26 protein-coding genes, 1 tRNA gene and 5 pseudogenes are annotated in these 23,007 nt (G+C 49.8%); 15 read left to right on the forward strand and 17 right to left on the reverse strand.

From position 1 onward, the window contains the following. Positions 1-287: 287 nt before the first annotated feature. The 7 genes and pseudogenes from CUN67_RS30740 to CUN67_RS00030 form a co-directional block, all read left to right on the forward strand. Positions 288-371: pseudogene (locus tag CUN67_RS30740) on the forward strand (RHS repeat-associated core domain-containing protein); the annotation flags it as partial. Between the two features lie 51 nt (positions 372-422). Beyond that, positions 423-752 carry a hypothetical protein gene (locus tag CUN67_RS00005; protein WP_208713474.1) on the forward strand — a complete coding sequence of 110 codons (330 nt, stop codon included), beginning with the start codon at positions 423-425 and terminating at the stop codon, positions 750-752. Then, positions 752-1,075 (forward strand): hypothetical protein, encoded by a 324-nt coding sequence (locus CUN67_RS00010; protein WP_208713475.1) that lies wholly within the window; start codon positions 752-754, stop codon positions 1,073-1,075. The genes CUN67_RS00005 and CUN67_RS00010 overlap by 1 nt, the downstream gene beginning before the upstream one ends. Before the next feature lie 55 nt (positions 1,076-1,130). Next, positions 1,131-2,063 (forward strand): annotated as a pseudogene (locus tag CUN67_RS30560) (RHS repeat domain-containing protein); the annotation flags it as partial. Between the two features lie 261 nt (positions 2,064-2,324). Then, positions 2,325-2,648, forward strand: coding sequence for a hypothetical protein (locus CUN67_RS00020; RefSeq protein ID WP_208713476.1), 324 nt, complete (start codon positions 2,325-2,327; stop codon positions 2,646-2,648). A 48-nt stretch (positions 2,649-2,696) separates the two neighbouring features. Beyond that, a pseudogene (locus CUN67_RS00025) lies at positions 2,697-3,536 on the forward strand (RHS repeat-associated core domain-containing protein); the annotation flags it as partial. A gap of 2 nt (positions 3,537-3,538) precedes the next feature. After that, a complete protein-coding gene (locus tag CUN67_RS00030; RefSeq protein ID WP_254711368.1) occupies positions 3,539-3,826 on the forward strand; it encodes a hypothetical protein in 288 nt (95 codons plus the stop codon). A 47-nt stretch (positions 3,827-3,873) separates the two neighbouring features. On the opposite strand, the gene CUN67_RS30565 is transcribed toward CUN67_RS00030, so the two are convergent. After that, on the reverse strand, positions 3,874-4,023 hold the full coding sequence (locus tag CUN67_RS30565) for a SymE family type I addiction module toxin (RefSeq protein WP_208717037.1): 150 nt from the start codon (positions 4,021-4,023) through the stop codon (positions 3,874-3,876). Positions 4,024-4,113: 90 nt separating this feature from the next. On the opposite strand from CUN67_RS30565, the pseudogene CUN67_RS30745 reads away from it, so the two are divergent. Both CUN67_RS30745 and CUN67_RS00040 read left to right on the forward strand, forming a co-directional pair. Then, positions 4,114-4,212 (forward strand): annotated as a pseudogene (locus CUN67_RS30745) (RHS repeat-associated core domain-containing protein); the annotation flags it as partial. Positions 4,213-4,585: 373 nt separating this feature from the next. Further along, positions 4,586-4,942 carry a hypothetical protein gene (locus CUN67_RS00040; protein ID WP_208713478.1) on the forward strand — a complete coding sequence of 119 codons (357 nt, stop codon included), beginning with the start codon at positions 4,586-4,588 and terminating at the stop codon, positions 4,940-4,942. Between the two features lie 52 nt (positions 4,943-4,994). Here CUN67_RS00040 and CUN67_RS30570 read toward each other — a convergent pair whose 3' ends face one another. Then, positions 4,995-5,144, reverse strand: coding sequence for a SymE family type I addiction module toxin (locus tag CUN67_RS30570; protein ID WP_208717038.1), 150 nt, complete (start codon positions 5,142-5,144; stop codon positions 4,995-4,997). Positions 5,145-5,234: 90 nt separating this feature from the next. Here CUN67_RS30570 and CUN67_RS30750 point away from each other — a divergent pair. The 3 genes and pseudogenes from CUN67_RS30750 to CUN67_RS00055 form a co-directional block, all read left to right on the forward strand. Next, positions 5,235-5,558, forward strand: a pseudogene (locus CUN67_RS30750) (hypothetical protein); the annotation flags it as partial. A 12-nt stretch (positions 5,559-5,570) separates the two neighbouring features. Further along, positions 5,571-5,783, forward strand: coding sequence for a hypothetical protein (locus tag CUN67_RS00050; protein WP_208713479.1), 213 nt, complete (start codon positions 5,571-5,573; stop codon positions 5,781-5,783). A gap of 233 nt (positions 5,784-6,016) precedes the next feature. After that, positions 6,017-6,412 carry a helix-turn-helix domain-containing protein gene (locus CUN67_RS00055; protein WP_208713480.1) on the forward strand — a complete coding sequence of 132 codons (396 nt, stop codon included), beginning with the start codon at positions 6,017-6,019 and terminating at the stop codon, positions 6,410-6,412. Here the strand turns inward: CUN67_RS00055 and CUN67_RS00060 are convergent. From CUN67_RS00060 to CUN67_RS00105, 10 genes are all read right to left on the reverse strand, one after another. Further along, entirely contained in the window at positions 6,372-7,220 is an 849-nt protein-coding gene (locus CUN67_RS00060) for an AraC family transcriptional regulator (protein WP_208713481.1), read from the reverse strand. The genes CUN67_RS00055 and CUN67_RS00060 overlap by 41 nt on opposite strands. Positions 7,221-7,371: 151 nt before the next feature. Next, positions 7,372-8,412 carry an RES domain-containing protein gene (locus CUN67_RS00065; protein ID WP_208713482.1) on the reverse strand — a complete coding sequence of 347 codons (1,041 nt, stop codon included), beginning with the start codon at positions 8,410-8,412 and terminating at the stop codon, positions 7,372-7,374. A gap of 4 nt (positions 8,413-8,416) precedes the next feature. Next, positions 8,417-9,334 (reverse strand): sce7725 family protein, encoded by a 918-nt coding sequence (locus CUN67_RS00070; protein WP_208713483.1) that lies wholly within the window; start codon positions 9,332-9,334, stop codon positions 8,417-8,419. Further along, positions 9,319-10,182 carry a sce7726 family protein gene (locus CUN67_RS00075; protein ID WP_208713484.1) on the reverse strand — a complete coding sequence of 288 codons (864 nt, stop codon included), beginning with the start codon at positions 10,180-10,182 and terminating at the stop codon, positions 9,319-9,321. Before CUN67_RS00075 ends, CUN67_RS00070 begins: the two co-directional genes overlap by 16 nt. 404 nt (positions 10,183-10,586) lie before the next feature. After that, entirely contained in the window at positions 10,587-12,896 is a 2,310-nt protein-coding gene (locus CUN67_RS00080; protein WP_208713485.1) for a primase-helicase zinc-binding domain-containing protein, read from the reverse strand. A gap of 14 nt (positions 12,897-12,910) precedes the next feature. Beyond that, positions 12,911-13,252, reverse strand: coding sequence for a DUF5375 family protein (locus CUN67_RS00085; RefSeq protein WP_208713486.1), 342 nt, complete (start codon positions 13,250-13,252; stop codon positions 12,911-12,913). Next, a complete protein-coding gene (locus tag CUN67_RS00090) occupies positions 13,239-13,505 on the reverse strand; it encodes a hypothetical protein (RefSeq protein ID WP_008926733.1) in 267 nt (88 codons plus the stop codon). Before CUN67_RS00090 ends, CUN67_RS00085 begins: the two co-directional genes overlap by 14 nt. Continuing rightward, a complete protein-coding gene (locus CUN67_RS00095) occupies positions 13,502-14,029 on the reverse strand; it encodes a host cell division inhibitor Icd-like protein (protein ID WP_208713487.1) in 528 nt (175 codons plus the stop codon). The genes CUN67_RS00090 and CUN67_RS00095 overlap by 4 nt, the downstream gene beginning before the upstream one ends. A 13-nt stretch (positions 14,030-14,042) precedes the next feature. Beyond that, positions 14,043-14,291, reverse strand: coding sequence for a hypothetical protein (locus CUN67_RS00100; RefSeq protein WP_208713488.1), 249 nt, complete (start codon positions 14,289-14,291; stop codon positions 14,043-14,045). Then, positions 14,288-14,545: a helix-turn-helix transcriptional regulator gene (locus CUN67_RS00105; protein ID WP_208713489.1), complete on the reverse strand. Its 258-nt coding sequence runs from the start codon at positions 14,543-14,545 to the stop codon at positions 14,288-14,290. The genes CUN67_RS00100 and CUN67_RS00105 overlap by 4 nt, the downstream gene beginning before the upstream one ends. Positions 14,546-15,054: 509 nt before the next feature. Here CUN67_RS00105 and CUN67_RS00110 point away from each other — a divergent pair. From CUN67_RS00110 to CUN67_RS00120, 3 genes are all read left to right on the forward strand, one after another. After that, a complete protein-coding gene (locus CUN67_RS00110) occupies positions 15,055-15,771 on the forward strand; it encodes a hypothetical protein (RefSeq protein ID WP_208713490.1) in 717 nt (238 codons plus the stop codon). Next, positions 15,768-16,019, forward strand: a complete 252-nt coding sequence (locus tag CUN67_RS00115) for an ogr/Delta-like zinc finger family protein (protein ID WP_208713491.1) — start codon at positions 15,768-15,770, stop codon at positions 16,017-16,019. Before CUN67_RS00110 ends, CUN67_RS00115 begins: the two co-directional genes overlap by 4 nt. A gap of 324 nt (positions 16,020-16,343) precedes the next feature. Next, positions 16,344-17,513: a HEPN domain-containing protein gene (locus CUN67_RS00120; RefSeq protein WP_208713492.1), complete on the forward strand. Its 1,170-nt coding sequence runs from the start codon at positions 16,344-16,346 to the stop codon at positions 17,511-17,513. Between the two features lie 13 nt (positions 17,514-17,526). Here the strand turns inward: CUN67_RS00120 and CUN67_RS00125 are convergent, their stop codons facing one another. From CUN67_RS00125 to CUN67_RS00145, 5 genes are all read right to left on the reverse strand, one after another. Then, positions 17,527-18,702 (reverse strand): tyrosine-type recombinase/integrase, encoded by a 1,176-nt coding sequence (locus CUN67_RS00125; protein WP_208713493.1) that lies wholly within the window; start codon positions 18,700-18,702, stop codon positions 17,527-17,529. A 162-nt stretch (positions 18,703-18,864) separates the two neighbouring features. Beyond that, positions 18,865-18,959, reverse strand: a tRNA-Sec gene (locus CUN67_RS00130). 61 nt (positions 18,960-19,020) lie between these two features. After that, on the reverse strand, positions 19,021-20,199 hold the full coding sequence (xylR, locus tag CUN67_RS00135) for a D-xylose utilization transcriptional activator XylR (RefSeq protein ID WP_208713494.1): 1,179 nt from the start codon (positions 20,197-20,199) through the stop codon (positions 19,021-19,023). A gap of 93 nt (positions 20,200-20,292) precedes the next feature. Then, the gene (gene xylH, locus CUN67_RS00140; RefSeq protein ID WP_208713495.1) at positions 20,293-21,474 is read right to left on the reverse strand and encodes a xylose ABC transporter permease XylH; all 1,182 of its coding nucleotides are present in this window, start codon (positions 21,472-21,474) and stop codon (positions 20,293-20,295) included. Then, positions 21,467-22,993, reverse strand: coding sequence for a xylose ABC transporter ATP-binding protein (locus CUN67_RS00145; RefSeq protein ID WP_208713496.1), 1,527 nt, complete (start codon positions 22,991-22,993; stop codon positions 21,467-21,469). Before CUN67_RS00145 ends, xylH begins: the two co-directional genes overlap by 8 nt. Positions 22,994-23,007 lie beyond the last annotated feature (14 nt).

A 23,007-nucleotide genomic window follows, 5' to 3' on the forward strand; every position in this document is an offset into this window, starting at 1 on the left:
CCGCAGGCGTCGCCAGCGGGCTCTGTGCCGCCCGCACCCGCAGAACCCGTGCCCGGCGCACAGCAAGCTGCACGCCGTGCACGGGTTGCCGGTCAGAGGCTGGCGGGTAATATGAAGGGGTGCAGACGGCGACGGTCACGGCGGGGCGGTAGCGCGCGGGGCTAAAATGCGCGTCGGGTCATCGTGTTAATGGGCAGCTGAAAGCGGGAAAAGCTGGCTGAGAAAAAGCAATGACATCAGCAGGTTAACTGCATTAAAAAGTACGATGGCACCGGAATCGTCCCTATGACCCGATAGGGCTGGCGGGGGGGATTAACTTATATTCTTACGTCAGAAATCCGCAGACTTGGATAGACCCACTTGGACTAACTTCTGAAAGTATTTTCATTCACTATACGAATAAAACTGGCTTGGATGGGATAATGAAAACTGGAGTTCTCAATGCGAACTCGAGTGGTAAGGTTTATATTACTGATCTATTAATGTCACCTAATGATGTGATGAGGGATGTTTTAATCAATAATCCAATGCATACAGGTCGGGGTGATTATGCAGTTATTTTCAAAGTCGATGCTGTTCAAAGAAGTAATGTTAGCATCTCCTCACGGCTGGAGTTTGTTCACGAAGGAAATCTAAGACTGAAGGATGTTGTTTATTCGGGTAAAAATCCTTATTCTATGATTTCAAATTTGGATTATGAAACTCGACTAAAATTAACAGATAATCAGGTGGCTTCAAGAGGGTGTAAGTAATGAGAAGTGATGAGAGTGTGGTCCTCTCTAGAGAGGAGGTTAATGCTTTGATTAAGGCAATACTCTATTTGAAGTTTACAAGTCTAGATTCGGGTTCGTTGTTGTATGCGGGGAGCCCCTTAATAAACTCCGTTCTTGATAAGTTTTTGGCAATGTATGACTACAAATCTGACTGGGAGAAGGTTTTTGAAAGCCTACCAGAAATCAATAAGAAAGTAGTGATCAATAAAATCGAAGATTCTGAAAAGGAAAATGGCCATCCTTTAGATGAAGAAATAAAAGAGTTAGTCATTAACTATTGCCTTCACCCATATAAAATTTAAAAAATGTCAGAGGGGTGATATTTCTTCCGACTTTAATATTTAATTTAAATCATGGCAAACCCGTGAGTTCGACAGCCTGGGCCGACGCACCTGGCAGCAGAGCACGCTGGCGGGTATCCACGACACGCTGCGCGGCCAGGTGGATTACGGCTATGACGCTGAAGGCCGCCTGCTGAAGCATTATGAAGCGCGGCAGGGCCACGCCAGCCGCGGGTTCCGCTACGATGCCGCCGACAACCTGGTGGATGAGGAGCAGGGTTCCGTGGCGGTGAGGGATAACCGTCTGCGGCAGTGGCAGCAGCTGTTTATGAAGTACGACGCGTGGGGCAACCTTATCCGCCGCCGCAGCGGTCAGTATGAACAGCATTTTACCTGGGACGCGGAAAACCGGCTGATAACCGCCAGCGGCAGCGGCCCGCAGGGCCGGTTTACCGCGCACTATCATTACGATGTGCTGGGACGACGCACGCGCAAGGTGGTGAACAGCGGACAGGGTGAGCAGGAAACCCGTTTTCTGTGGCAGGGATATCGTCTGTTGCAGGAGCAGCAGGCAAACGGCAGCCGCCAGACCTATGTTTATGACCCGGCGGAAACCTGGACCCCGCTGGCGCGTATCGACCATCAGCAGGATGCCGCTCAGGGGGAAATATTCTGGTTCAGCACCGACCTGAACGGCGCGCCGCTGGAGGTGACGGATGCAGAGGGCGCGGTACGCTGGAGCGGGCAGTACGGCAGCTTTGGCGAGGTCAGCAGGCAGACGGAAGGCTTTTATCGCCTGTCCGGGCTGACGTCGCTGCACCATCAGCCGCTGCGCTACGCCGGACAGTACGCCGACCGGGAAACCGGACTGCACTATAATCTGTTCAGGTATTATGACCCGCAGGTGGGATGGTTTACGGTCCAGGACCCGGCAGGGTTAGCGGGGGGCTGGAATCTTTATCAGTATGCGCCGAATCCACTTGGTTGGATTGATCCTTTCGGATTGAGTTTTATAGATATAATAGGCGATGCAGCTCAAAAAACTGGAAGGAAATATCAAGGGGCCGAGATTTACAAGGTATCCTCCAAAGTTAAAGTCGGTGATGTTACCTTTAAGAATGGAGATTATTTCTATATAGATAATCTACATAAAGATCATTATGAGACATTTTCTTCACTGGATAAATCTAAAGGGGTGTTTAATTTAGATGGTTCTTACAATGAGAGGAAGTCTGCTAAAGCAACTAAGAGAAAGGGACCGGGGTGTTAGATGAATAATGTTCTTAAAGAAGAAGTACTAAAAAACAGGGATGACCTTATTGAGGGGACATTTTGTTACTCATTATTTGAGGACTCATTGTTCGAATGTTCTTTATTAGAAGAGTTAATTGATAATTGTATACTATTAACAAAGGAAAATGGGAGTGATAGCGAATTAAAAGATTTTTTATCGTGGATGGTTAATTGTATTGATCAATGTTTTTCATCACACAAAGATGAAAGTGATCTTTACACTATCAGAAACTACTCACCAGAATTGGAAAGGCAATGGACAAATGTATGGAGACCAAAAATTAGTGAGATGAATAACTAGCTATTTTTTAGACGTGTGATACATCCGACCGGTGTTGTAATTTAAGGAAATCACCACCGCCAGACCTACGTTTATGACCCAACGGAGACCTGGAGCCCGCTGGCGCGTATCGACCATCAGCAGGATGCCACACAGGGGGAGATATTCTGGTTCAGCACCGACCTGAACGGTGCGCCGCTGGAGGTGACGGACGCAGAGGGCGCGGTACGCTGGAGCGGGCAGTACGGCAGCTTTGGTGAGGTCAGCAGGCAGACGGAAGGCTTTTACCGCCTGTCCGGACTGGCGTCGCTGCACCATCAGCCGCTGCGCTACGCCGGACAGTACGCCGACCGGGAAACCGGACTGCACTATAATCTGTTCAGGTATTATGACCCGCAGGTGGGACGGTTTACGGTCCAGGACCCGATAGGGCTGGCGGGGGGAGAAAACCTTTACGCTTATGCACCAAACCCTCTGACGTGGATCGACCCGCTGGGGCTAAGTAAATGTACGGGCAGCAACCGGTCAGATCCATATAAAGGTGTAAAAGATGCGTCGGCTTATTTAAAGAAAGTCGGCACTCCGAGAAAATTCAGGAAGCAAACGTTAGAGTCATTCGAAATAGATTCAATCAGAGTTCGCAAAGCGACTAATTCAGAATACGGGTTAAGATATTATGATGGTGTCGATGCTAAGGCGAGAGGTAGATATATTTTTGAAACCTTCCCTGCTACCCGAGAAAGCCTGGCAGTGAAAACAGAATGGAATCAGATGACTAATGTGTCTCAGTTTAAAATTAAGCCGGGCTCTGTCATTCTTGAAGGAAGGGCATCTTCTCAGGGAGTTGGTTTGCCCGGTGGGCAAATACAAAAATACATAACTGATCTCAATAACTTATTAGATTTATGAAAATGACAAAAGTAAATAAGGCAGTTGTAAAGATACAAAAAGCTATAGATGAGCTTGAGAAAGCTATTATCACTAAAGATATGAAGGTATTATCTGTAAGTTCCGTATCTCAACTCTCCAAATTTAAGGAAACTTTTTCTATTATATTAACGATAATTAAATCGGATAATATTCCTCCTAAGAATGAAAGAGTCATAGGTATATCAAGGATTATAGTTGATCAATGGCCTTTTGATCTTGAGTTGGGAAGTATACTTATCGATGCAGAACAAGCTTATAAAGAAATATAGTTAATAAAGCCGGAAGCGATCTTAACGATCCTCCCGGCTTTTTATCTTCAGCCGCCTGCCGTCAGGGTAAGACAGCCCGCCTCCACCCGGAGGGTAACCGCCTGACCGGTCTCAAACCCCGCCTCGGCCAGCCACCTGCCCGCGATGCTGAGGTGCGGGGCAAAAGTGTGCGTCGGGGTGTGCGTGTTAACGGGCAGCTGAAGGCGGGAAAGGCTGGCTGTGAAAAAGAAATTATATCAGCAGGTTAACTGCGATAAAAAGTATGACGGCACCGGAATCGTCCCTTTGACCCGATAGGGTTAAGAGGGGGAGAAAACCTTTACGCTTATGCACCAAACCCGTACAGTTGGATCGATCCGTTAGGGTTAAGAAATTGCAAACCAGGAATCAAAGAATTAGATCCCAGGGATATACGCTTTAGCCAAAGCTCAGTTAATGGTGCAGCGGATTTGACTCATAGTATGAAAACTAAAGGGTGGGCGGGAGATCCTGTTGATGTTGTCAGAATGAGTGACGGAAAATTAACTACCATCGACAACACGCGTATTTTAGCTGCATCGAGAGCAGGTATAAAAGTACAGGCGAGAATACATGAAGGTTCCGCTCCATCGCCGACAGAATTTATTGAGTGATTTACTACTAAAAAAGGCGTTCCTTCAACATGGGATGAAGCAATACGCTTAAGAATAGGAAAACAAGTCTCAGGGTATAAAAACGGATATCCAAATAGTTCAGACATTATAGGGTCATTAGATTAGTATGGAACAGTTATTATCTAAAAAAGAATTGCCTGAATGGTTTTTCTATCCTGCTGAATTTATTAGAATAGTTGGGCAGGGGTTACTTGACTTTGATCCCTGGATTATCATGGAAAAAGACAGGCTTAGAACTCGTTACGATGGGCTTAAGAAGCGGTACCCTTCGCGAGAGTTAATTCCTTTTGCCCGAAGGGAGGATAATGATGATGTTGCCTGTTGGGAAAAAGATAAAGATGGTCGGGTTATTATTATTCATGACTTCGCAAGTGAAGGTTATGAAAATGTTCGGGAGTTCGAGTCTTTTTGGGACTGGCTGCGAAGCGCTCTTGAAGCAACAATAGAATATGATGGCGACTAACAAATAATAAAAAGCCGGAAAAGATCTCCGAGATCCTTCCGGCTTTTTATCTTCAGCCGCCCGCCGTCAGGGTAAGACAGCCCGCCTCCACCCGGAGGGTAACCGCCTGACCGGTCTCAAACCCCGCCTCGGCCAGCCACCTGCCCGCGATGCTGAGCTGCGGGGCGAAAGTGCGCGTCGGGGTGTGCGTGTTAACGGACAGCTGAAAACGGGAAAAACTGGCTGTAAAAAAGCAATGACATCAGCAGGTTAGCTGCGCTAAAAAGTATGACGGCACCGGAATCTTCCCTATGACCCGATAGGGCTGGCGGGAGGAGCAAACCTCTACGCTTATGCACCGAATCCGTTCAGCTGGATCGATCCGTCAGGTCTTAGCCGATGCAAACCTTCATCGCCTGGTTCAATGCAAAAAGAAGTTGAGCGAGGGCAGGCTCCGAGGGAAATACAGCGTGTTGACAGGGGGCATATACCCGGCCAGGAAGCTCACGTTCATTATTCAGATGGAACATCCTCTAATATGAGCGGTGGTATTCACGATGCTCATCGTGGTATACCGAATCCAACTAAAAAAGCTCGTATATGGCTTAGTAGTCATGGATGGACGCCACCAGATTAAACACGAGGCACTATGAAAATTTATGGATATGAAAATGAAGACAGTGACTTAGTCAGTCTTCAGGAAATGTCATTACAGGTAAGTGTCGATGAATTAAAGGAATTATCAAGGTTCATCACGCATACAATTAACCTGATGGAGGAGCATGGTGATAAATTTGGAGATGAACATTTTTCAGACTTTATAAAATCTACAAAACATCCAGATATTATTATTACCAGATGAAAAAATAAGCCGGAAGAGATCTGAATGATCCTTGCGGCTTGTTTACTTCAGCCGCCTGTCGTCAGTATCAGGCTCCTGTCTCCATGAAGAGATCCCCCCCACCACACCCCAAACTGGCGAGTTATCGTTATTTATTGGCCTTACGCATAAACATAGCCATTTGTGGTTTTTTTATAATCCTCCTGACTGACCGGATTCAGGCCCGGTTTTGCCTGACAGCATCGGGAGGAAGTATGGATATTAACGTGACCTTCATGCATCAGTTGCTGATCTGGATTGAAGCGAACATCGACCAAAAACTGATTCTGGAGACCGTTGCCCAACGGGCGGGGTATTCGCAGTGGCACCTGCAACGTCTGTTTCGCCGTTACACCGGTCTGGCGCTGGGTGCCTATATTCGTGAGAGGAAGTTAACCGCATCGGTGATTGAGCTGCTTAGTGGCAACACACCGTTGATGCACATTGCTTTGCAGTTCGGTTTTGATTCGCAGCAAACCTATTGCCGCACCTTCCGCCGCATGTTCAATTTGCCACCTGGCGCGTTTCGCCGTAAATATCAACACAGCCTGCCGCCGCTGGATGGTCCGGCTAGTCTGCTGATGCTGCATCCGCACGGTCAGCAGGCGTAGCGAAGTATTTGCCCGGTGTTGAACCAAAAGCGTTGCGGAATGCGTTGATATAGCTGCTGACATTTTCGAAGCCGACCTGCCATGCCACCTGCTGCACACTCTTTCCGGCAGCAAGTTCCTGCAATGATTTCAGTAAACGCGCAACCTGGCGATACTTTGCCAGGCTCATGCCGGTGGCGCTGGCCCAGTGACGGCTCAGGCTGCGCGGGCTGAGTCCGACCCAGCGAGCCAGCTCCGGGCCGGTACGAGCGTCGGATGGCTCATCCATCAGCTGACGGGCAATTTGCAACAGACGCGGGTCCTCAGGTAACGGCAAGGTGAGCGGCTGGACCGATGCCTGGTAGAGTTCATCAAGAAAGACCTCACTCAGCCGGTTGTAACGATCGCTGCCCCAAAAGTCCGGGGACAAGGTCGCCAGCCTTTCGGCCAGTGGCTCCAGCAGTGCCGGACAGGCTAATAGCACCGGACGATCCGGCAAGGGTGTAGCCAGCGCCTCGTCAATCAGCACCGTCCAGCCTGTCACGCGCCCCGGCCCGACGATGGCGTGTTCAAAGTGTGGCGGAATCCAGCCTACCAGACGTGGTGGATTGGCGAAGATGCCAGATGGCGTGTTGACCGTCATTAACCCCTGTTTCAGGCAGTAAAGCTGCCCGGCTGCATGCTGATGGGTGTGGCTTTCGCGATCCAGTTCTTTAGACAATGACACGGCAATGACTTTTGGCGCATCCGGCTGCATCAACCGCTGGCGCAAATCGTCTTTGCGTGGGTCGTCAGCGAAGGGGATGTTATCGGCAGGGCTGAAGAGCATGGGGTATCCTGGGGTGAAGGAGGCAAAGTGGCGGAAGATCACAGGAGTGAGTTTTATGTAGCAAGTCTATGATTGTATGATATTTATCACAGACTTGCTTGATCTTATATACACTTTTTTATACATACTGAAATCATATTGTTTCTAACAGTTATTCCAACTGTTGCTTTGAAAACTCATGAGTGGTGCGCGTTACGCTGAACAGTTCAGGCTGTGTTATTGTAAAATGCTCCTGACTATAAAATACAAAATTATTGCCTTCGCCAAATGAGCTTTTGAATATTATTCCATCATACTTACCTACCGACTTGATAAATTCACAGATGAACTGAGTTGGAAGGTAATCAATGCTCGATTTGTCCGGAAGAATAGGTTTAGACAACTCTGTCGATAAGTTTTCTAGTAAATTTACATAATTTATTATCTCTTCAACACTGTCACCTTCGAAAGAGGTTACTGTCACGGACTTTTTAGGAGATGTTAAATCTAGTACATTTAAATCTTTATTTAGTTCAAATGATGATATCCATATTGAACTGCTGTTGCTGGGGCGAACTTCAGCGATACAAGTTTTTATATTCTCCGCTAGATAAAGATAAGATATTCCTACGGGATTAGCCCTTCCACCACTTGCTGACCCTGGCGGAGGCATATGTAAATCCTTAGCTTCCAGTCTTTTATCACTAATTCTCGCTCTAAATAGTTCTCTTCTTCCAGCATACAAAGGCCTAGTGAGCTGGCCTAATAACTCAAGAAAAATTGCGTCAGACCCTTTGGAATAATTGAATATGGTTGAATATAATGAGTTGTTAGGAAAGAACCTGTTTCTAAATTTAAGCTCATCTTTAAAGTCTGTCCATAGTTCTAAATGCTTATTGTAATCATGCTTAAACTTAAACGTCGGGGTCGAGTATTCTCTACCTAAAATGTCAGTTATAAGATCGTTTAAATTCCTAATATTGTTATTGAACAGGTGAAATTGTTCTTGAATTAAATTTGCATAACTTTCACTGGCATTTTCATTTTTCTCAATACAATAACTGAAAAATTCAAATTTGTCGCTTATTTTATCAGGGCTTACACACGCAACCCTTTCTCCTCCACAATATGAACAGTAGCCTATGTTACCTAAATCTTTAATTTTTTGTTTTATCGCTGTATCATTAAAACAATCAGTGCAACATAAAGGCATATTATTATCCCTTTGAAATATAATTGCATAATGTTTCTATGTGATGTTTTATGGCTATTTTCTTAACAATTCCTAATCCAGAAAATTGCTTGTTTTTAAATAACTTATGTAGTTCTTCCTTACCATCTGTATCATCAAAAATATTAGGGTTGTCATGATCAAATATGACGAATTTCTGCAGTGCTTCCAAGAATTTTCCGCCAGGATCGACTAGGCTTCCGTTATCCTCTGACGAGAAATGTTTAACGGACATTGCATCAAAATTCTCTTCATCAATATACGACATGTGGATTGTCACTACATAGGCAGGGCCACCAGACTCACTGAATTCACTACCAACGATCGTATAATCTCCAAAGCCTAATACATCAATTCCTTTATTCTTATAAGACGTATGGATGTCTGAAAAATATGACTCGTTAAGATAATCTGCGTTTTTCCTTTTTTTCTGAAAAGGATCGTCCATTAATATTATATTTTTTAATTTTCTCAATGCACCAATTGGTGCATCAACAGGAACGATTGAGTATTCACATTCATTCAAAATGGGTACTATTCTAGAATCTATTTTGTCATAAACATATGCAGCTTTACGACCTTGTTTTTTATTCAATGATTCATATATATTATCATCGTGTTCTTTTATGCCATAGCAGGGGGTGTATTTTATATTTGGGTTAAGCTTTAACAGGATGTCATCAATTATAAGAGGTTCTGTTTTAAAATCACCCAAACAGGGATTGATGATTACAATCGGTTCAATGTTCCTATTATTCAGACATTCAATAGTCTTTAACAAAGGTGAGTAATTGTCTCGCACTGGCTCAATTATCGGTTTAAAGTATTGTGGTGATAATAAATCCGCCAGCTCCCGTAAAGCAATTAGCTCAAACTGCTTACCTCTCACTAATGGGCAGTACATGTGTCCTCCGTTACAATCTCTTTTGTTAACATCTCAGAAATTGAAAGTTGAATAGATTTTGTAAGATTATAAGAAATAAATGAAGAGACCAAGGAAAATGGAAGGCTCCTCACTAAATCATAATTTATCATCCTATGTTTTTTTATTACTTCTCTAAAGTGCTCTCTTAATATTTGGGGGTCTTCACTTTTTATAATATCTAGGCAGTGCTTGTAAATTTCCATATTGTTTACATTAATATTTACTCCCTTAATTAGTGAAGCAATTTCTACGTACTCACTTCTTCTAAGTGATTGAGTCATTAATACAGGATCAATTGGAGTATTAATTAATGATGCTGTCCTGAAGTCTCTTAAAAATCCTTTTTCTGTAAGCTCAATTATTCCAATGTGGCTAGGTGTTATATCAACAATTCTATCAATATGATTCCTTGAAGCAACGATATATATCTCATCAAATAGCTTGGCATACTCCGATATTTGCTCGGGTAATCTTTTTAATGTGTCAAATTCTGTTTTTATTTCGTAACACGTTGTTTTTCCATTAAAAATTGCACAATCGGCTTTGGCATTTCCTACTCTAAATTCGCTAACCATAGTAGCAGTGTTCTTTTTGTGTTTCTTCAAAAAGAGCTCGTTTGCTATTTTATTCTTATAATAATACTCATTTTTATATTCCTTCGAGGCTTTTTTCATCGTTAAGTCAAATGCTTGAGACAATGTTAGCGAGGATGGTTCATATTTCAGATATTTAGTAATGACATCAATAACAAAGTCATGGTTACCCTTAGCTATGTTTTGGATAGATTGACTGGTAAACAGTTGGATGGCTTCTCTACTTTCTAACATGATCTTAGGCAACTCTTGTGTAATTCGGACTTATGTAAGCTTGAGCTAAAATCTTATCATCAAGAAAAATATCTAGCCTAAAAATTTTTCTTTTACACTCGTCATACTGTTCATGATGGAATTTTCATTTAAATTCATTCGGTTAAGTCGATCTCCCATCCTTTGCACTATACATTAGTAGTCATTAAACAGCGAAAGAAAAAAATCTGTCATCCCAAGATGATGGATTTGATTGGCTCGTTCGGTTGTTCTTTGAGTCTTAAAACAAACCTCCGTATGTTCTTTAGGTTTAAATCCAACGTCAATAAGGCCTAGGCAAGATCTGCTGCTGCCTATGCCTTCCGCAGAACCAGATTTAATTTTGCATAAAAAAACCGGCCAAAGCCGGTTAGTAGAGTTATGGACTAATACCTGGGTAACCAATCACTTTCACATTCATCGTTAAGCATTAGGTTCGTTTGTATGCCGTTGCTTGTTTTGCGTTTAAGCATTTCTGTCTCATATTCTTTTAGCGTTTGTGGAACAGCCAGCCCAAAGGCAGTCAGCGTCATTGGGTGCTGATGGCCGCGCGATTCCATAAACGACAGATAGGCATGATAGAGGTAGCGCTTCGGGTTCAGCGGGCGGATATTGGCGTTACCCATGAACAGACCGGTCGCGGTGCTTATCGGCATCAGGTAGGCGCAGAAATCGACCAGCGGGTCAGCCTGGCGTTTAATCTCCAGCGCCTCGCCGGACGTCTGCTGCGCCTGTAGCAGTGCGCGGGCCTCCTCCGGCTGGCTGAAGCGCTGCATCAGGTGGCGCACGATAACGGCCAGCTCGGTGCCGATTTTGTCCAGCAACTGCGGGTCACGCTCCTTTACCGGTATCACCTCCGGGAACGTCAGGATTACCCGGCGGCGCGATACGCCGCCGCTGCGATCGCTGAAGCGCATCGGGTTGTTGTTCACCGCCAGAATCACCGCCGGGATGTGTGCCGAATAGGCGTCACGGTATTTGGGGTCAATTGCCACCGCATCGCCGCCGGTTATCGCCTTGATGCCCGCGCCGTCGCCGCTCCATTTCTCCTGGTCAGGCAGGATAATCAGCGAGAAGCCCACCACGCTGGCGCGCTCGCGGGAGGATTCCAGCGTGTCGATGGTGGCAGATGTGGTGTTGTCTTTTCCGGCCAGCAGAGTGGCTATCGAGGCCATCACGCTTTTACCGCTGCCGCCGGGGCCGGTCACCTCAAGAAACATCTGCCAGTCATAGCGGTTCGCCAGCACCATAAATAACGCCGCGAGAATGCGCTCCTGCTTGTCGTGACTGTGTCCGGCGGCCCGCGTTAACCAGCGCCAGAATGCCGGGGCGTGGTCTGCGAGGTTTTCACCCGGACGCGGGGCGGTGTAGTTCACGCTGTTCACCGTGCGCAGCCAGTGCTCGCGGCGGTGCGGGATGAACGTGCCGGTGGCGGTATCAAACACGCCGTTACGGAAGCCAATCAGGCGGCGGGACGGTTCGCCCATCTGCGGCACCATCAGTTTCAGCGTGTCCAGCACGCTGCCGATACCGGCGGCCGAGAACGGGGCGCGCACCTTCTGAAACAGCGCGGCGATTTCCCGGCGCAGCGTCTTCGCTTCCATCACCTGCCATGCGCCGTTCTCATAGCGGCAGATTTCCTCCCCGACCGGTGGCACGGCCAGCGCCTGCCCGTAGTGGGCGACCAGCAGCTCCGCCTTCTGGCTGGCGCTCATGGCCTTCAGGTCGGCCTCGCTGACGGATTCAAACGGGCTGAGCGGCTGCGGCTGCGTGAAGGCGGTGAGCTGCGCCTGGGTGGCGATATCGCCCTGCGCCTGCCACAGGTCGTTCCAGTCCCCCGTGACCGGCGGCAGGGCGGCTTTCCCCCCGCAGGCTTTCGCCGCTTCCTCGGCCTTTAACTGGCCGGTGCCGTTGTCGTCACGGTCGGCGGCAATCAGCATCATCGCATCAGGATGTGATTCACGCAGTCGCTTCGCCAGCGCGGGCAGGTTGTTGGCGCTCAGCGCCACGTAAACCGCCTGGCCGGTCAGCCGGTGCACAGTCAGGCCTGTGGCGTAGCCCTCCGTGAGCCACAGCGTTTTGCCGTCCGGCTCACCGGCCAGCCAGTATGCGCCTCTTACCTGCCCGCCGGGCAGGGTGCGCTTGTCGCCTGCGGCGCTGATGAGCTGCACGTTAACCGCTGTGCCGTCTTCACCGGTCAGGGGGATGAGCACATCCCCGGCGGCAAAACGGATGCCACCACAGCGCAGCGCATCAGCAAGTGTGAGCGCCTGTATACCGTGCAGCCCTTTCGATGAAAGGTAGGCGTTGTCCGTGCGGCTGACGGCGGCGGCGATAAGCGCCTGCGCCCGTGCGGCGGCGTCTGCCTGCGCGCGGGTTCGGTCGGCGGCGTCATCCTGCATCACCGGGGCAGACTCCGGCAGCGTGCCGAGCATTCCGGCCACCTTCATGGCGGCCTCTTTAGCGCTGATACTGAGCGCCTTTTCCACCAGGTTAAGGCCGTCACCGGCCCCGCACTGGTTACACAGCCACGTTCCGCGCCCGTCCTGATTGTCGAAGCGGAAGCGGTCTTTGCCGCCACACGCCGGGCAGGCACCGTGTCGCCCCCCGGCGTGCACGCTGATGCCGAGGGCGGGCAGAAGCTGCGGCCACAGTCCGGTGGCCGCCTTTACGGTGTCAGAGACAATATGTTTCATGTGCGCATCCCCCTTCAGTGCAGCGTGGTGCGGCTGGCGGCCGCAAGCTGGCTGCGGAACAGCTCATCCATCATGGTGACGCCGAGCTGCGTCAGGCGCGGCGGCGCGGTCAGCAGGTCAGGCTCGACCATATCGCCCAGCATGGTGCAGGCCATCTCCATGCCCGCATCGGGGCCGTGACGGCGCACATAGAAGCCTTCCAGCTCAAGGGCGATGGTCATCTGCAACTCATCAAGCGTGGCGGAGACGGCGATGCCGAGGTTTTTGCAGGCATTCAGGTAGCCCTGCGCCAGCGCGCGGCGGTAAACGGCGGTGCGTACCTCAACGGGCAGGCAGGAGTGATTAACGGTCATCATGGCGGGCCTCCGTGGCTAACATCCGGGATTCACAGGTTTCAACGACTTTACCGAGCTGGTCAGTAAGCAGGGCGACGACCGAGGCCAGCGCCGCGCCGTCCGGCACGCAGCCGCGCGCGCTCAGGCAGTTCACCGAGTCGAACATATCGAGCACGGTCACGCCGACCGTGTGCGCGTGCAGCAGGCGCAGGTAGTCAGCGTGGGGAATGGGGTAGGTGTCATGGTTATTCAGTTGCCGGGAAAGGGTGTTCATGCGGCCACCGCCTTAACCGGCAGACGACCGGCAAAGGAGAGGACGTAATCGCGGGCGAGGCTGGCGCGGGCGCTGCGCTCATCGCCTGCCACGGTACGCAGCATACAGGGACGTGCGGAGGCATCAGTGCGGCGCACGGCGGCAAAAATAAAGGTAAATTCGGGGTGAGCGGCAGTAAGGGCCGTTGTCATGAGGACAATCTCCAATAAGTAGCGGTTACTGCTACCACCGGAGTTCCTACGCTCATGGGTGGTAGCCCAGACGGGGGTAGGAATACCGGTCTTATTGGAAACCGGCCAGCCCGAAGGCTGCCCCGCCTGAGCCACCATTATTTTGACGACGCAACGGAATAAGAACCGCTGCGCTGAAAAATGGCGCACTGAGGCAACGACGTAAAAAAACACGCATGGCGCGTGTTGTGTCGCCAATAAGTAACACGGGTTCCTACGCCCGGCTGCCGATTTTGCGGCAGCACAAAAACTGTATAACGGCCGCTCGCCAGAGAAAAGCCTTTTTTCACACATCGGGGCGTTTTCCTCAGCAATCGGTCAGGACGTGATCGGATTGCGGCGGATTTGATCGGAATTCCCCGTCCTCTTTCTTTACTTTCTGCTTTTCAGGCTTCGCTTTCTGACTCAGCACGGAGATATGGCCGTGCATCCCGCTGGTGAAGGCCGGTGCCGTGGCGGGTTTGCCGCTGACCGCTGCCGTCAGGCTTTCCGCCACAAAGGTGGCTTCTTCGCGGGTGAGGGGGTAAGTTTTCGTACCGAAATTCAGCGTAATCATGCTGCACCTCCGGCGCGCTGTGCGATGCGGGCCTGCATCCAGCAGTCAATCTCTGACGCCAGCCAGGCGACGTTTTTACCGCCGAGGGAAATCTGCGAGGGGAACTGCTCACGGCTGATTAAGTCGTAAATGGTCGAGCGAGACAGGCCGCAGGTGCTGATGACTTCCGGCAGTCGCATGAAGCGGTCGCGCGGGAAAACGGCATCGCGGATTACGGGAATGGCGGGGGGCGCTACGGATGAAACTGCGTGCATGGTGTTACCTCATTATGAGTCCGGCCGGAGCTGTCCGGTTACGGTGGTGTCTTCAGGTAACCCCCTATTTTGTAGATATTTTTAAGCGTAGCAACAGTCCTGCTTAGTACAAAAAATACCCATTCATGAGATTTAATGCAGTGTGTTGCACTGAGTTGCATCCTGTTCTCTTTATATTATTTTAAGTAATCATTTTTTGATTATTAATAGATAAAAACAATGAATAAAGGCTCGCCAGAAAAAGGCTGAATTTCTGAGAAGTGAACACTGGTGAATACTCAGTGAAGACTTCAGTCTAAAGTGTTCACTGCTTTAATTATTGTATTTATTATATTTTTTATCTCAGTGAATACCAGTGAACAGTTATATAAGAAATAAAATCTGTTAAGGGGGTATCCCGCGCCGGTTCTGCCTTTGTCTGCTCATCGACAGGCGGAAAGCAATGAAATGCGCTGTCCTGTGGTACACGACAGAATGGCCTCATCCTTTACAGACGATGAGAGACCACCATGACCACCCCGGAACAGAAACCTGCCTCACTGGTGCGCTTCGAGAAAGCCCGCGCTGAACATACGGAAAGAATGAAGCGGTATAACGGCATCTGCGCCGATATCGCCCGCTGTGAGAAAGAGCAGCAGGCGGCCATTGAGGCCGGGAAAGAGGCTGAGAGCAACTGGCGCACGCGTTTCCGTAACCTGCGCGGCAATCTCACGGATGAACTGCGCGCCGAGCATTCACAGCGTATCGCCAGCCGGGAACTGGCCGATGAGTTTGGCGGGCTGCTGAAAGAGCTGGCGCTGGATAAGCAGGAGGCGATGCTGAAATGCTGTGGCAGCGCCTCAGAGTATGTGAACTCACACCGCGAGGCGTTTACCGGATTTGCGGATGCGCACTGGCAGTCAGCCCTGCGTAACGTGAGTCCGTCACTGCTGTGGGCCATTAAGCTGCGCCTCCGTCGTGAAGAACTTTCCCCGACGTTTGCCGGTGATGACCGGGACCGGATTAAGGACGTGGCCGGTCTGGTCGGTGAAGCGCTGACGCGGGCAGCGGCGGCTCTGCCGGACAGCGTACTGAAAGAGGCTCCGCTGCTGGAGAATATCGGCCTGCATCGCCCGGCGCTGACGGGGATTGATATGAAGCTGTATAACAACGCCATTTACCGGATGAAGTTTGTAAATGCATTACAGCAGCAACGTGCGGCATTGCAGGGGGGCAGCCAGAAATGATGCACTGTCCCTACTGCAAAAGCGCGGCACACACCAAATCGAGCCGCTATATGTCCGAACAGGTGAAAGAGCGTTATCACCAGTGCACTAACCTGGACTGTTCCTGCACCTTCAAGACAAATGAAAGCATCACCAAGGTCATCACCGCACCGCCACAGCCGGAAACAAAAACGGAAGCACCGCCGGAACCGATCAGGGAACGCCAGACGCTGGGCCGTTACGGTTCTGCATTCCGCCAGGTGCATTAATCCCGCACAGCCGCTGCCCGACCAGCGGCTTTTTTGTGCCTGTCCTTTGCCTTTCTGAAGCCTTTTTCTGGCCAGCCGCTTTGTAAAGAGTGATGCATGCATAGCGTGCATGGATTTGCATGAAAAAACATGCAGCGCTTTCCCCCGTTCAGCCCATACCGGGCGCGGCTTTGCCCGCATCATGCACCTGCATGAAAAGCGATGCATAAAGCGGGCAGGCGTGGCGGGGATAGCATTGCGCGCGAATGTAAAATGTAGTTTGATAACCGGAGTATTTCGTACTTGATGCTAGGATATGCATTATATGTCGAGGCTGGGGATTAAATGAAAGTAGAATATTTGGTCACTATTGAATTAAAAAATTCTTTTTGTAAAACGAAAAAATCCTTTTTGAATTTCCTTCAGTCGGATTCTGATATAAGCCTTTCTGGTAAGAAAGCCAAGTACATTGGAAATGAGTTCGATATTGAAGTGGTTGAAGAAAATACACCTTCTGAAAAATACAAAATTTTTCACCTTAAGCTGGCAAGCTCTTCTGATGATTTAGAATTATTTTCTGCTTTTTTAAGAGTCATACGGGGCTTGCTTAATCTAGCATCGAATAACAATATTCAGACGCTATGGGATGATGTCAGTTATAGTTATTCGCGTAAAGCATACCCAATCATTCATGAGTTAGAAAATCTCATGAGGAAGTTAATCACTAAGTTTATGCTGACTAATGTTGGTTTAGGATGGTCTGAAACGGCAATCCCAGATGAACTGAAAAAAATAAGAAGAGATAAGAAGCAGCAAAGCTCAAATAACTATTTATATGATGCTGACTTTATACAGTTGTCTACATTTCTTTTTGATTCATATAGAACTCAAGATTTAGATGGGCTTATCCGTAAAATTAAAGATCATGATGGAGATTCTATACCCATTGATGACGTAAGAGACTTTATACCTAAGTCAAACTGGCAGCGTTATTTTCAGAAACATGTGGATTGTGAAGAGAGCCTGCTTAAATCGAGGTGGGATAAGTTATATTTAATTAGATGTAAAGTTGCACATAATAATTTCTTCGAAAGAAATGATTTCGATATGCTAATAAAAATGAGCAGCGAAATTAAGCCTATTATTGAAGGGGCAATATCCTCCTTAGAGAAAATTACTGTACCGGAAGAGGAAAGGGAGGAGTTAGCAGAGAATGCTGCGGTAAGTACAAACTACAGAGTGGGTGAGTTTTTACTAAATTGGCGTGCTTTAGAGAAGAAAATTGGAGATCTTGCTGTTAAAGCTGGAATGCCTAAAGAAAGAAGTTATTTAAATATAAAGCCAACTTCACGAGAGCTTAGGGAGCGGCAGCTTATTGGAGAGTCTATATATGAATCCATTGTTAATTTATCCCAGGTTAGGAATGTAATTGTACACTCTCAAGGTTTTGAATTGAATGAATATGACTTGGAATATTATATCCAGAATCTCAAGAGTGTAATAAATAACATCTAGTTTCGAATGGTGGTCACTGACCACCATTCGATAAAAAGTCGCTATACCACTGCATCATTTTTTTTCTATCTTCGTAATAGTTAGCATGATTATATATCCCGCGGATTTTATTTTTATCGACATGTGCTAGTTGCATTTCAATCCATGTACTATTAAAACCCTGCTCGTGAAGAATTGTAGACATTGTATGTCTGAAACCGTGGCCAGTTGCGCGTCCTTTGTAACCGAGTAACTCAATAACCTGGGAAACACTTTCTTTAGAGATGGGTTTTCTCCGATTATTTCTACCAATAAAAATGTAAGGATAATGGCTGGTGATAGGTTTCAATTGCTCAAAAAGGGCAATTACTTGGGTAGATAAAGGTACAACATGAGGTCTGCGCATTTTCATCCGTTCCGCAGGGAGCTCCCAAATACCTTTTTCGATATCAACCTCATCCCAGGTTGCAAAGCGCATCTCTTGAGTTCTAACTCCTGTCAACATCACTATTTTTGTGGCGTTTTTAGTAATGATGCTGCCGGTATACGCTTCCAGATCTCGGACAAAAAAAGGCAATTCTTCCGCAGATAAAAATGGGTGATTCTTTTGTTTAGGAACGGCCAGCGCGATAGACAAATCAGGAGCAGGATTATATTCAGCTCTGCCAGTGATGATCGCATAACGAAACACCTCCCCACAGCGCTGGCGCACCTTGCGGGTTTTCTCTAACGCCCCGCGTTTTTCAATACGACGCAGCACCTCAAGAAGCTCAAGCGGCTTAATCTCTGAGATTGGACGATTGCCAATATATGGGAAAACATCCTGCTCAAAGGTCTTAATAATCTCGTCCCGGTAAGCAACGGTCCAGCGGTCCGCCTTGTTTGTGTGCCATTCCCGGCTGATGGCCTCGAAAGAGTTTTCTGCCGAAAGCTGTTTTGCCAGTTTTTGGGCCTTACGTTCCTCAACTGGATCAATGTCATTAGCTACCTGCTTGCGCGCGATATCACGTTTCTCGCGTGCCTCAGCGAGTGAAACGAGGCTATAGGAGCCAAACGACATCAACTTAGCCTTACCGTTGAATCGGTAACGGAAGCGCCAGCCTTTGCTGCCATCAGGGTTAATGAGTAAAGCCAGGCCGAGGCCGTCGCTAAGGGTGTAAGGCTTTTCCTGGGGTTTTGCGCGTCGAATTTGTATGTCTGTAAGTGCCATGTGTATAAGTCTAAAGTGTGTATAAAAAATCTATACGCATCACTATACATATTTTTCATGGATTCTGGCAGATGCTGTAGGACTTACACGGATAAAGGATGTATTTATTGTTATGTTTTTAAAGGAAATTTAAAGTTATCCAGGATGGTTTCGGAAGTGTAGTGGCGGAAGATCACAGGAGTCGAACCTGCCCGGGACCGCTGGCGGCCCCAACCGGATTTGAAATCCGGCCGCCTCACCGGAGACGACGATCTTCCTTTACCGCAGCCGCAGAATTATAGCGGCAAACGGTGCAACGTTGTTGATCTTACCCGTGCGTCACAGCACGTTTTCACCGTTAAGTTGCCGGTACTCCTTCGGCGTCGTGGCATAGCTCTTCTTAAATACCGAATAGAAATATTGCAGCGAAGGGTAGCCGCACATCTGTGAGATTTCATTGATGCTAAGGGAGGAACTGGCCAGCAGCTCGCGCGCCTTCTCCAGTTTTTCGCGGTGAATCATGGCATGAATGGTATCGCCCGTTTCATCGCGGAAACGTTTTTCCAGATTGGAACGTGAAATACCGATGGCATCCAGTACCTGTTCAACTTTAATGCCTTTGCAGGCGTTAAAACGGATGTAATGCATCGCCTGGATAACCGCCGGATCACGCAATGAACGAAAATCGGTGGATCGGCGGGCAATCACTTTAACCGGTGGCACCAGAATACGCTGTAGCGGCAGCGACTGCTTATCCAGCAGGCGATGCAGCAATTTGGCGGCCTGATAACCCATCTGACGTGTGCCCTGCGCGACGGAGGAAAGCGCCACGCGTGACAGATAGCGGGTGAGTTCTTCATTGTCGATGCCGATAACCGTGAGTTTTTCCGGTACCGGAATCTTCAGATGCTCACACGCCTGCAGCAAATGGCGCGCGCGTGCATCGGTGACGGCGATAATGCCGGTTTGCTGCGGCAGCGTTTGCAGCCAGTCCGCCAGGCGGTTCTGCGCGTGCTGCCAGTTTTCTGGTGCTGTTTCCATCCCCTGATACACCACCCCCTGATAACGTTCGCGCGCCACCAGCTGGCGAAAGGCGTGCTCGCGCTCCTGCGCCCAGCGTTTACCGCTGGCGGCGGGCAGGCCGTAAAAAGCGAAGCGGTTGATGCCTTTTTCTTTCAGGTGCAAAAAGGCACTCTCCACCAGCGCGGCGTTATCGGTGGCGATGTAATGTACTGGTGGGTAGTCCTGTTGCTGATGATAGGAGCCACCCACGCCGACAATCGGCACAGAAACATTCGCCAGCAATTTCTCAATCGAGCTGTCGTCGTAATCGGCGATCACCCCGTCGCCCAGCCACTCACGAATGTTATCGATGCGACAGCGAAAATCCTCTTCAATGAAGATGTCCCAGTCGGTTTGCGACGCCTGTAAATATTCACCTACGCCTTCAACAACCTGGCGGTCATAGACCTTATTGGCGTTGAACAGCAACGTAATGCGATAGCGTTTTTCATGCATAGTGGCGTGTTCCCTTAAACCCTCAGCGCATTGCATAACACGGCTGGCCGGGGAGCAGAAAGAATTTGCGCCACATTGTGATCGCTCACGCGATTACACCCGACGCCGGGTAGCGGTATCCATCCACACTGCCAGCAGCAGAATCGCGCCTTTGACGATGTACTGCCAGAAGGTCGGTACATCCATCATGCTCATGCCGTTATCCAGCGATGCCATGATAAATGCCCCCATCACCGCGCCCGCGACGGAACCGACACCTCCCGCCAGGCTGGTGCCGCCGATGACGCAGGCGGCGATGGCATCCAGCTCCGCAATGTTACCCGCGGAGGGAGAACCCGCGCCCAGTCGCGAGCTCAGGATCAAACCGGCAATCGCCACCATCACGCCATTGATGGCAAACACCGCCAGCTTGGTACGCGCCACGTTGATCCCGGAAAGTCGGGCGGCATCCAGGTTGCCGCCAATGGCGTAGATACGGCGACCAAAGGCGGTACGCGTTGCCATAAACATGCCGCCCAGCAGCAGTAATGCCAGCAGCAGCACCGGGGTTGGCACGCCACGGTAATCATTCAGCAGCCATATCGCCCCCAGCACCAGAACGGCGGTGATTGCCTGGCGTGCAACGGCGCCGCTCGCGGCGGGTTGTGACAGACCCAGACTCTGACGGCGCAAACGCAAACGCCACTGCCAGAGGATAAACAGCGCCAGACCGGCAAAGCCGAAACCAAAGCCGACGCCACCGGGCAGGTAGCTTTGCCCAATCTGCGACATCGCCGGACTGGTGGGCGCAACGGTGGTGCCATCGGTGATGCCCACCAGGATGCCACGAAACGCCAGCATGCCCGCGAGGGTAACGATAAAAGAAGGGACTTTACGATAGGCGACCCACCAGCCATTCCAGGTGCCGAGCAGTAGCCCCATCACCAGGGTGACCACGATGGTGAGCGGCAGCGGCCAGCCGAGCCAGACATCAAAAATCGCCGCCGCACCGCCAAGCAGGCCCATCATCGAGCCGACCGAGAGATCGATCTCTGCCGAAATAATGACAAACACCATTCCCACCGCGAGGATGCCGGTGATGGCAGTCTGGCGCAGCAGGTTGGAGACGTTACGCGGGCTGAGCCAGGCTCCGTCGGTGGTCCAGGTAAAGAAAAGCGCAATCAACACGATGGCACCCAGCATCACCAGCACCTGCAAATTCGGCAGCGGAAATTTACCCGCAGCGCCTTTACCCGGTGTGGTCAGGCCGCGTTCTGTACTTTCGGTCTTAAGCATAGTGTTCACTCCGCAGGGCGGCTTCCATCACCTGCTCCTGAGTCAGGTTGTCGTTAATCAGATCGGCTTTGATTTGTCCTTCGTGCATCACCAAAACCCGATCGCTCAGGCCCAGCACTTCGGGCAGCTCGGACGAAATGACAATGACGGCAATCCCTTGCTGCACCAGCGCATTGATCAGCAGATAGATCTCCTGACGTGCGCCGACATCGATGCCGCGTGTTGGCTCATCAAGAATCAGAATCTGTGGATTCAGCAGCAGGCATTTAGCGAGAATCGCCTTCTGCTGGTTACCGCCGCTCAGGCGGCCAATCGGCAATTCAGCGGAGGACGTTTTCACACGCAGACGGGCAATGGCATCGTTGATCGCCTGTTGTTCAAGTGCCTCATCCAGGGTGGAAAGCCGCTGGCTGAACTGGTCCAGTGCCGCCAGGGTGATGTTTTTACCGACTCCCATCAGCGGCACAATGCCGTCCTTTTTACGGTCTTCCGGCACCATGGCGATGCCATGCGCAATGGCGTCCCGGCAGTCGCGGATATGTACCTTTTTGCCGTTGAGGGTGATGTCGCCCTGCCAGCGACCCGGCCAGACGCCAAACAGGCACTGGACGGTTTCGGTGCGTCCGGCACCCACCAGCCCGGCGATGCCAAGAATCTCACCGCGTTTCAGGCTGAAAGAGACGTTATTTACCCGGCGAATATGGCGATTGACGGGATGCCAGGCAGTCAGGTTTTCCACCTGCAAAATGGTCTCGCCGATATCATGTGGCGTGTGGGGATAGAGCGCGGTCAGTTCGCGCCCCACCATCATGGTGATGATGTCATCCTCACTCAGGCCAGCGGCCGCACGGGTGGCGATATGCTGTCCATCGCGGATCACACAGATGGTGTCCGAAATCGCTTTGACCTCGTTGAGTTTGTGCGAAATATAGATGCAGGCGATGCCATGTTCGCGCAGGTTTTTGATGATGCTGAGCAGCACCTCGGTTTCCTGCTCGGTCAGGGAGGAGGTGGGTTCATCGAGGATCAGCAGGCGCACCTGTTTATTCAGGGCGCGGGCAATCTCCACCAGCTGTTGCTGGCCCAGGCCCAGTTCACCTACGCGTGTGTCAGGCGAAACATTCAGTTTCACCCGCTCCAGCAGTTGCTGGCAGCGCAGGGTCATGGTTTCGTCATCCACCATGCCGTAGCGCCCCAGTTCAGCGCCGAGGAAAATGTTTTCCATCACCGTCAGCTGGCGCACCAGCGCCAGCTCCTGATGGATAATCACAATCCCTTTGCGTTCGGTATCGCGGATAGTCTGTGCCTGGATTTCATCGCCAGCAAAATGGATACTGCCGTCAAAGTCCCCGTGCGGGTAAAGCCCGCACAGGATCTTCATCAGTGTCGATTTTCCCGAGCCGTTTTCGCCGCACAGCGACATCACTTCACCCGCTTCCAGCCGCAGGCTAACGTCATCCACCGCTTTCACCGCGCCGAAGCGCTTGGTGATATGGTTCATTTCCAGCAACATCGACATCTCTCCTTCGCGGG

This window comes from Pantoea cypripedii (genome assembly GCF_011395035.1).
Lineage (GTDB): Bacteria > Pseudomonadota > Gammaproteobacteria > Enterobacterales > Enterobacteriaceae > Pantoea > Pantoea cypripedii_A.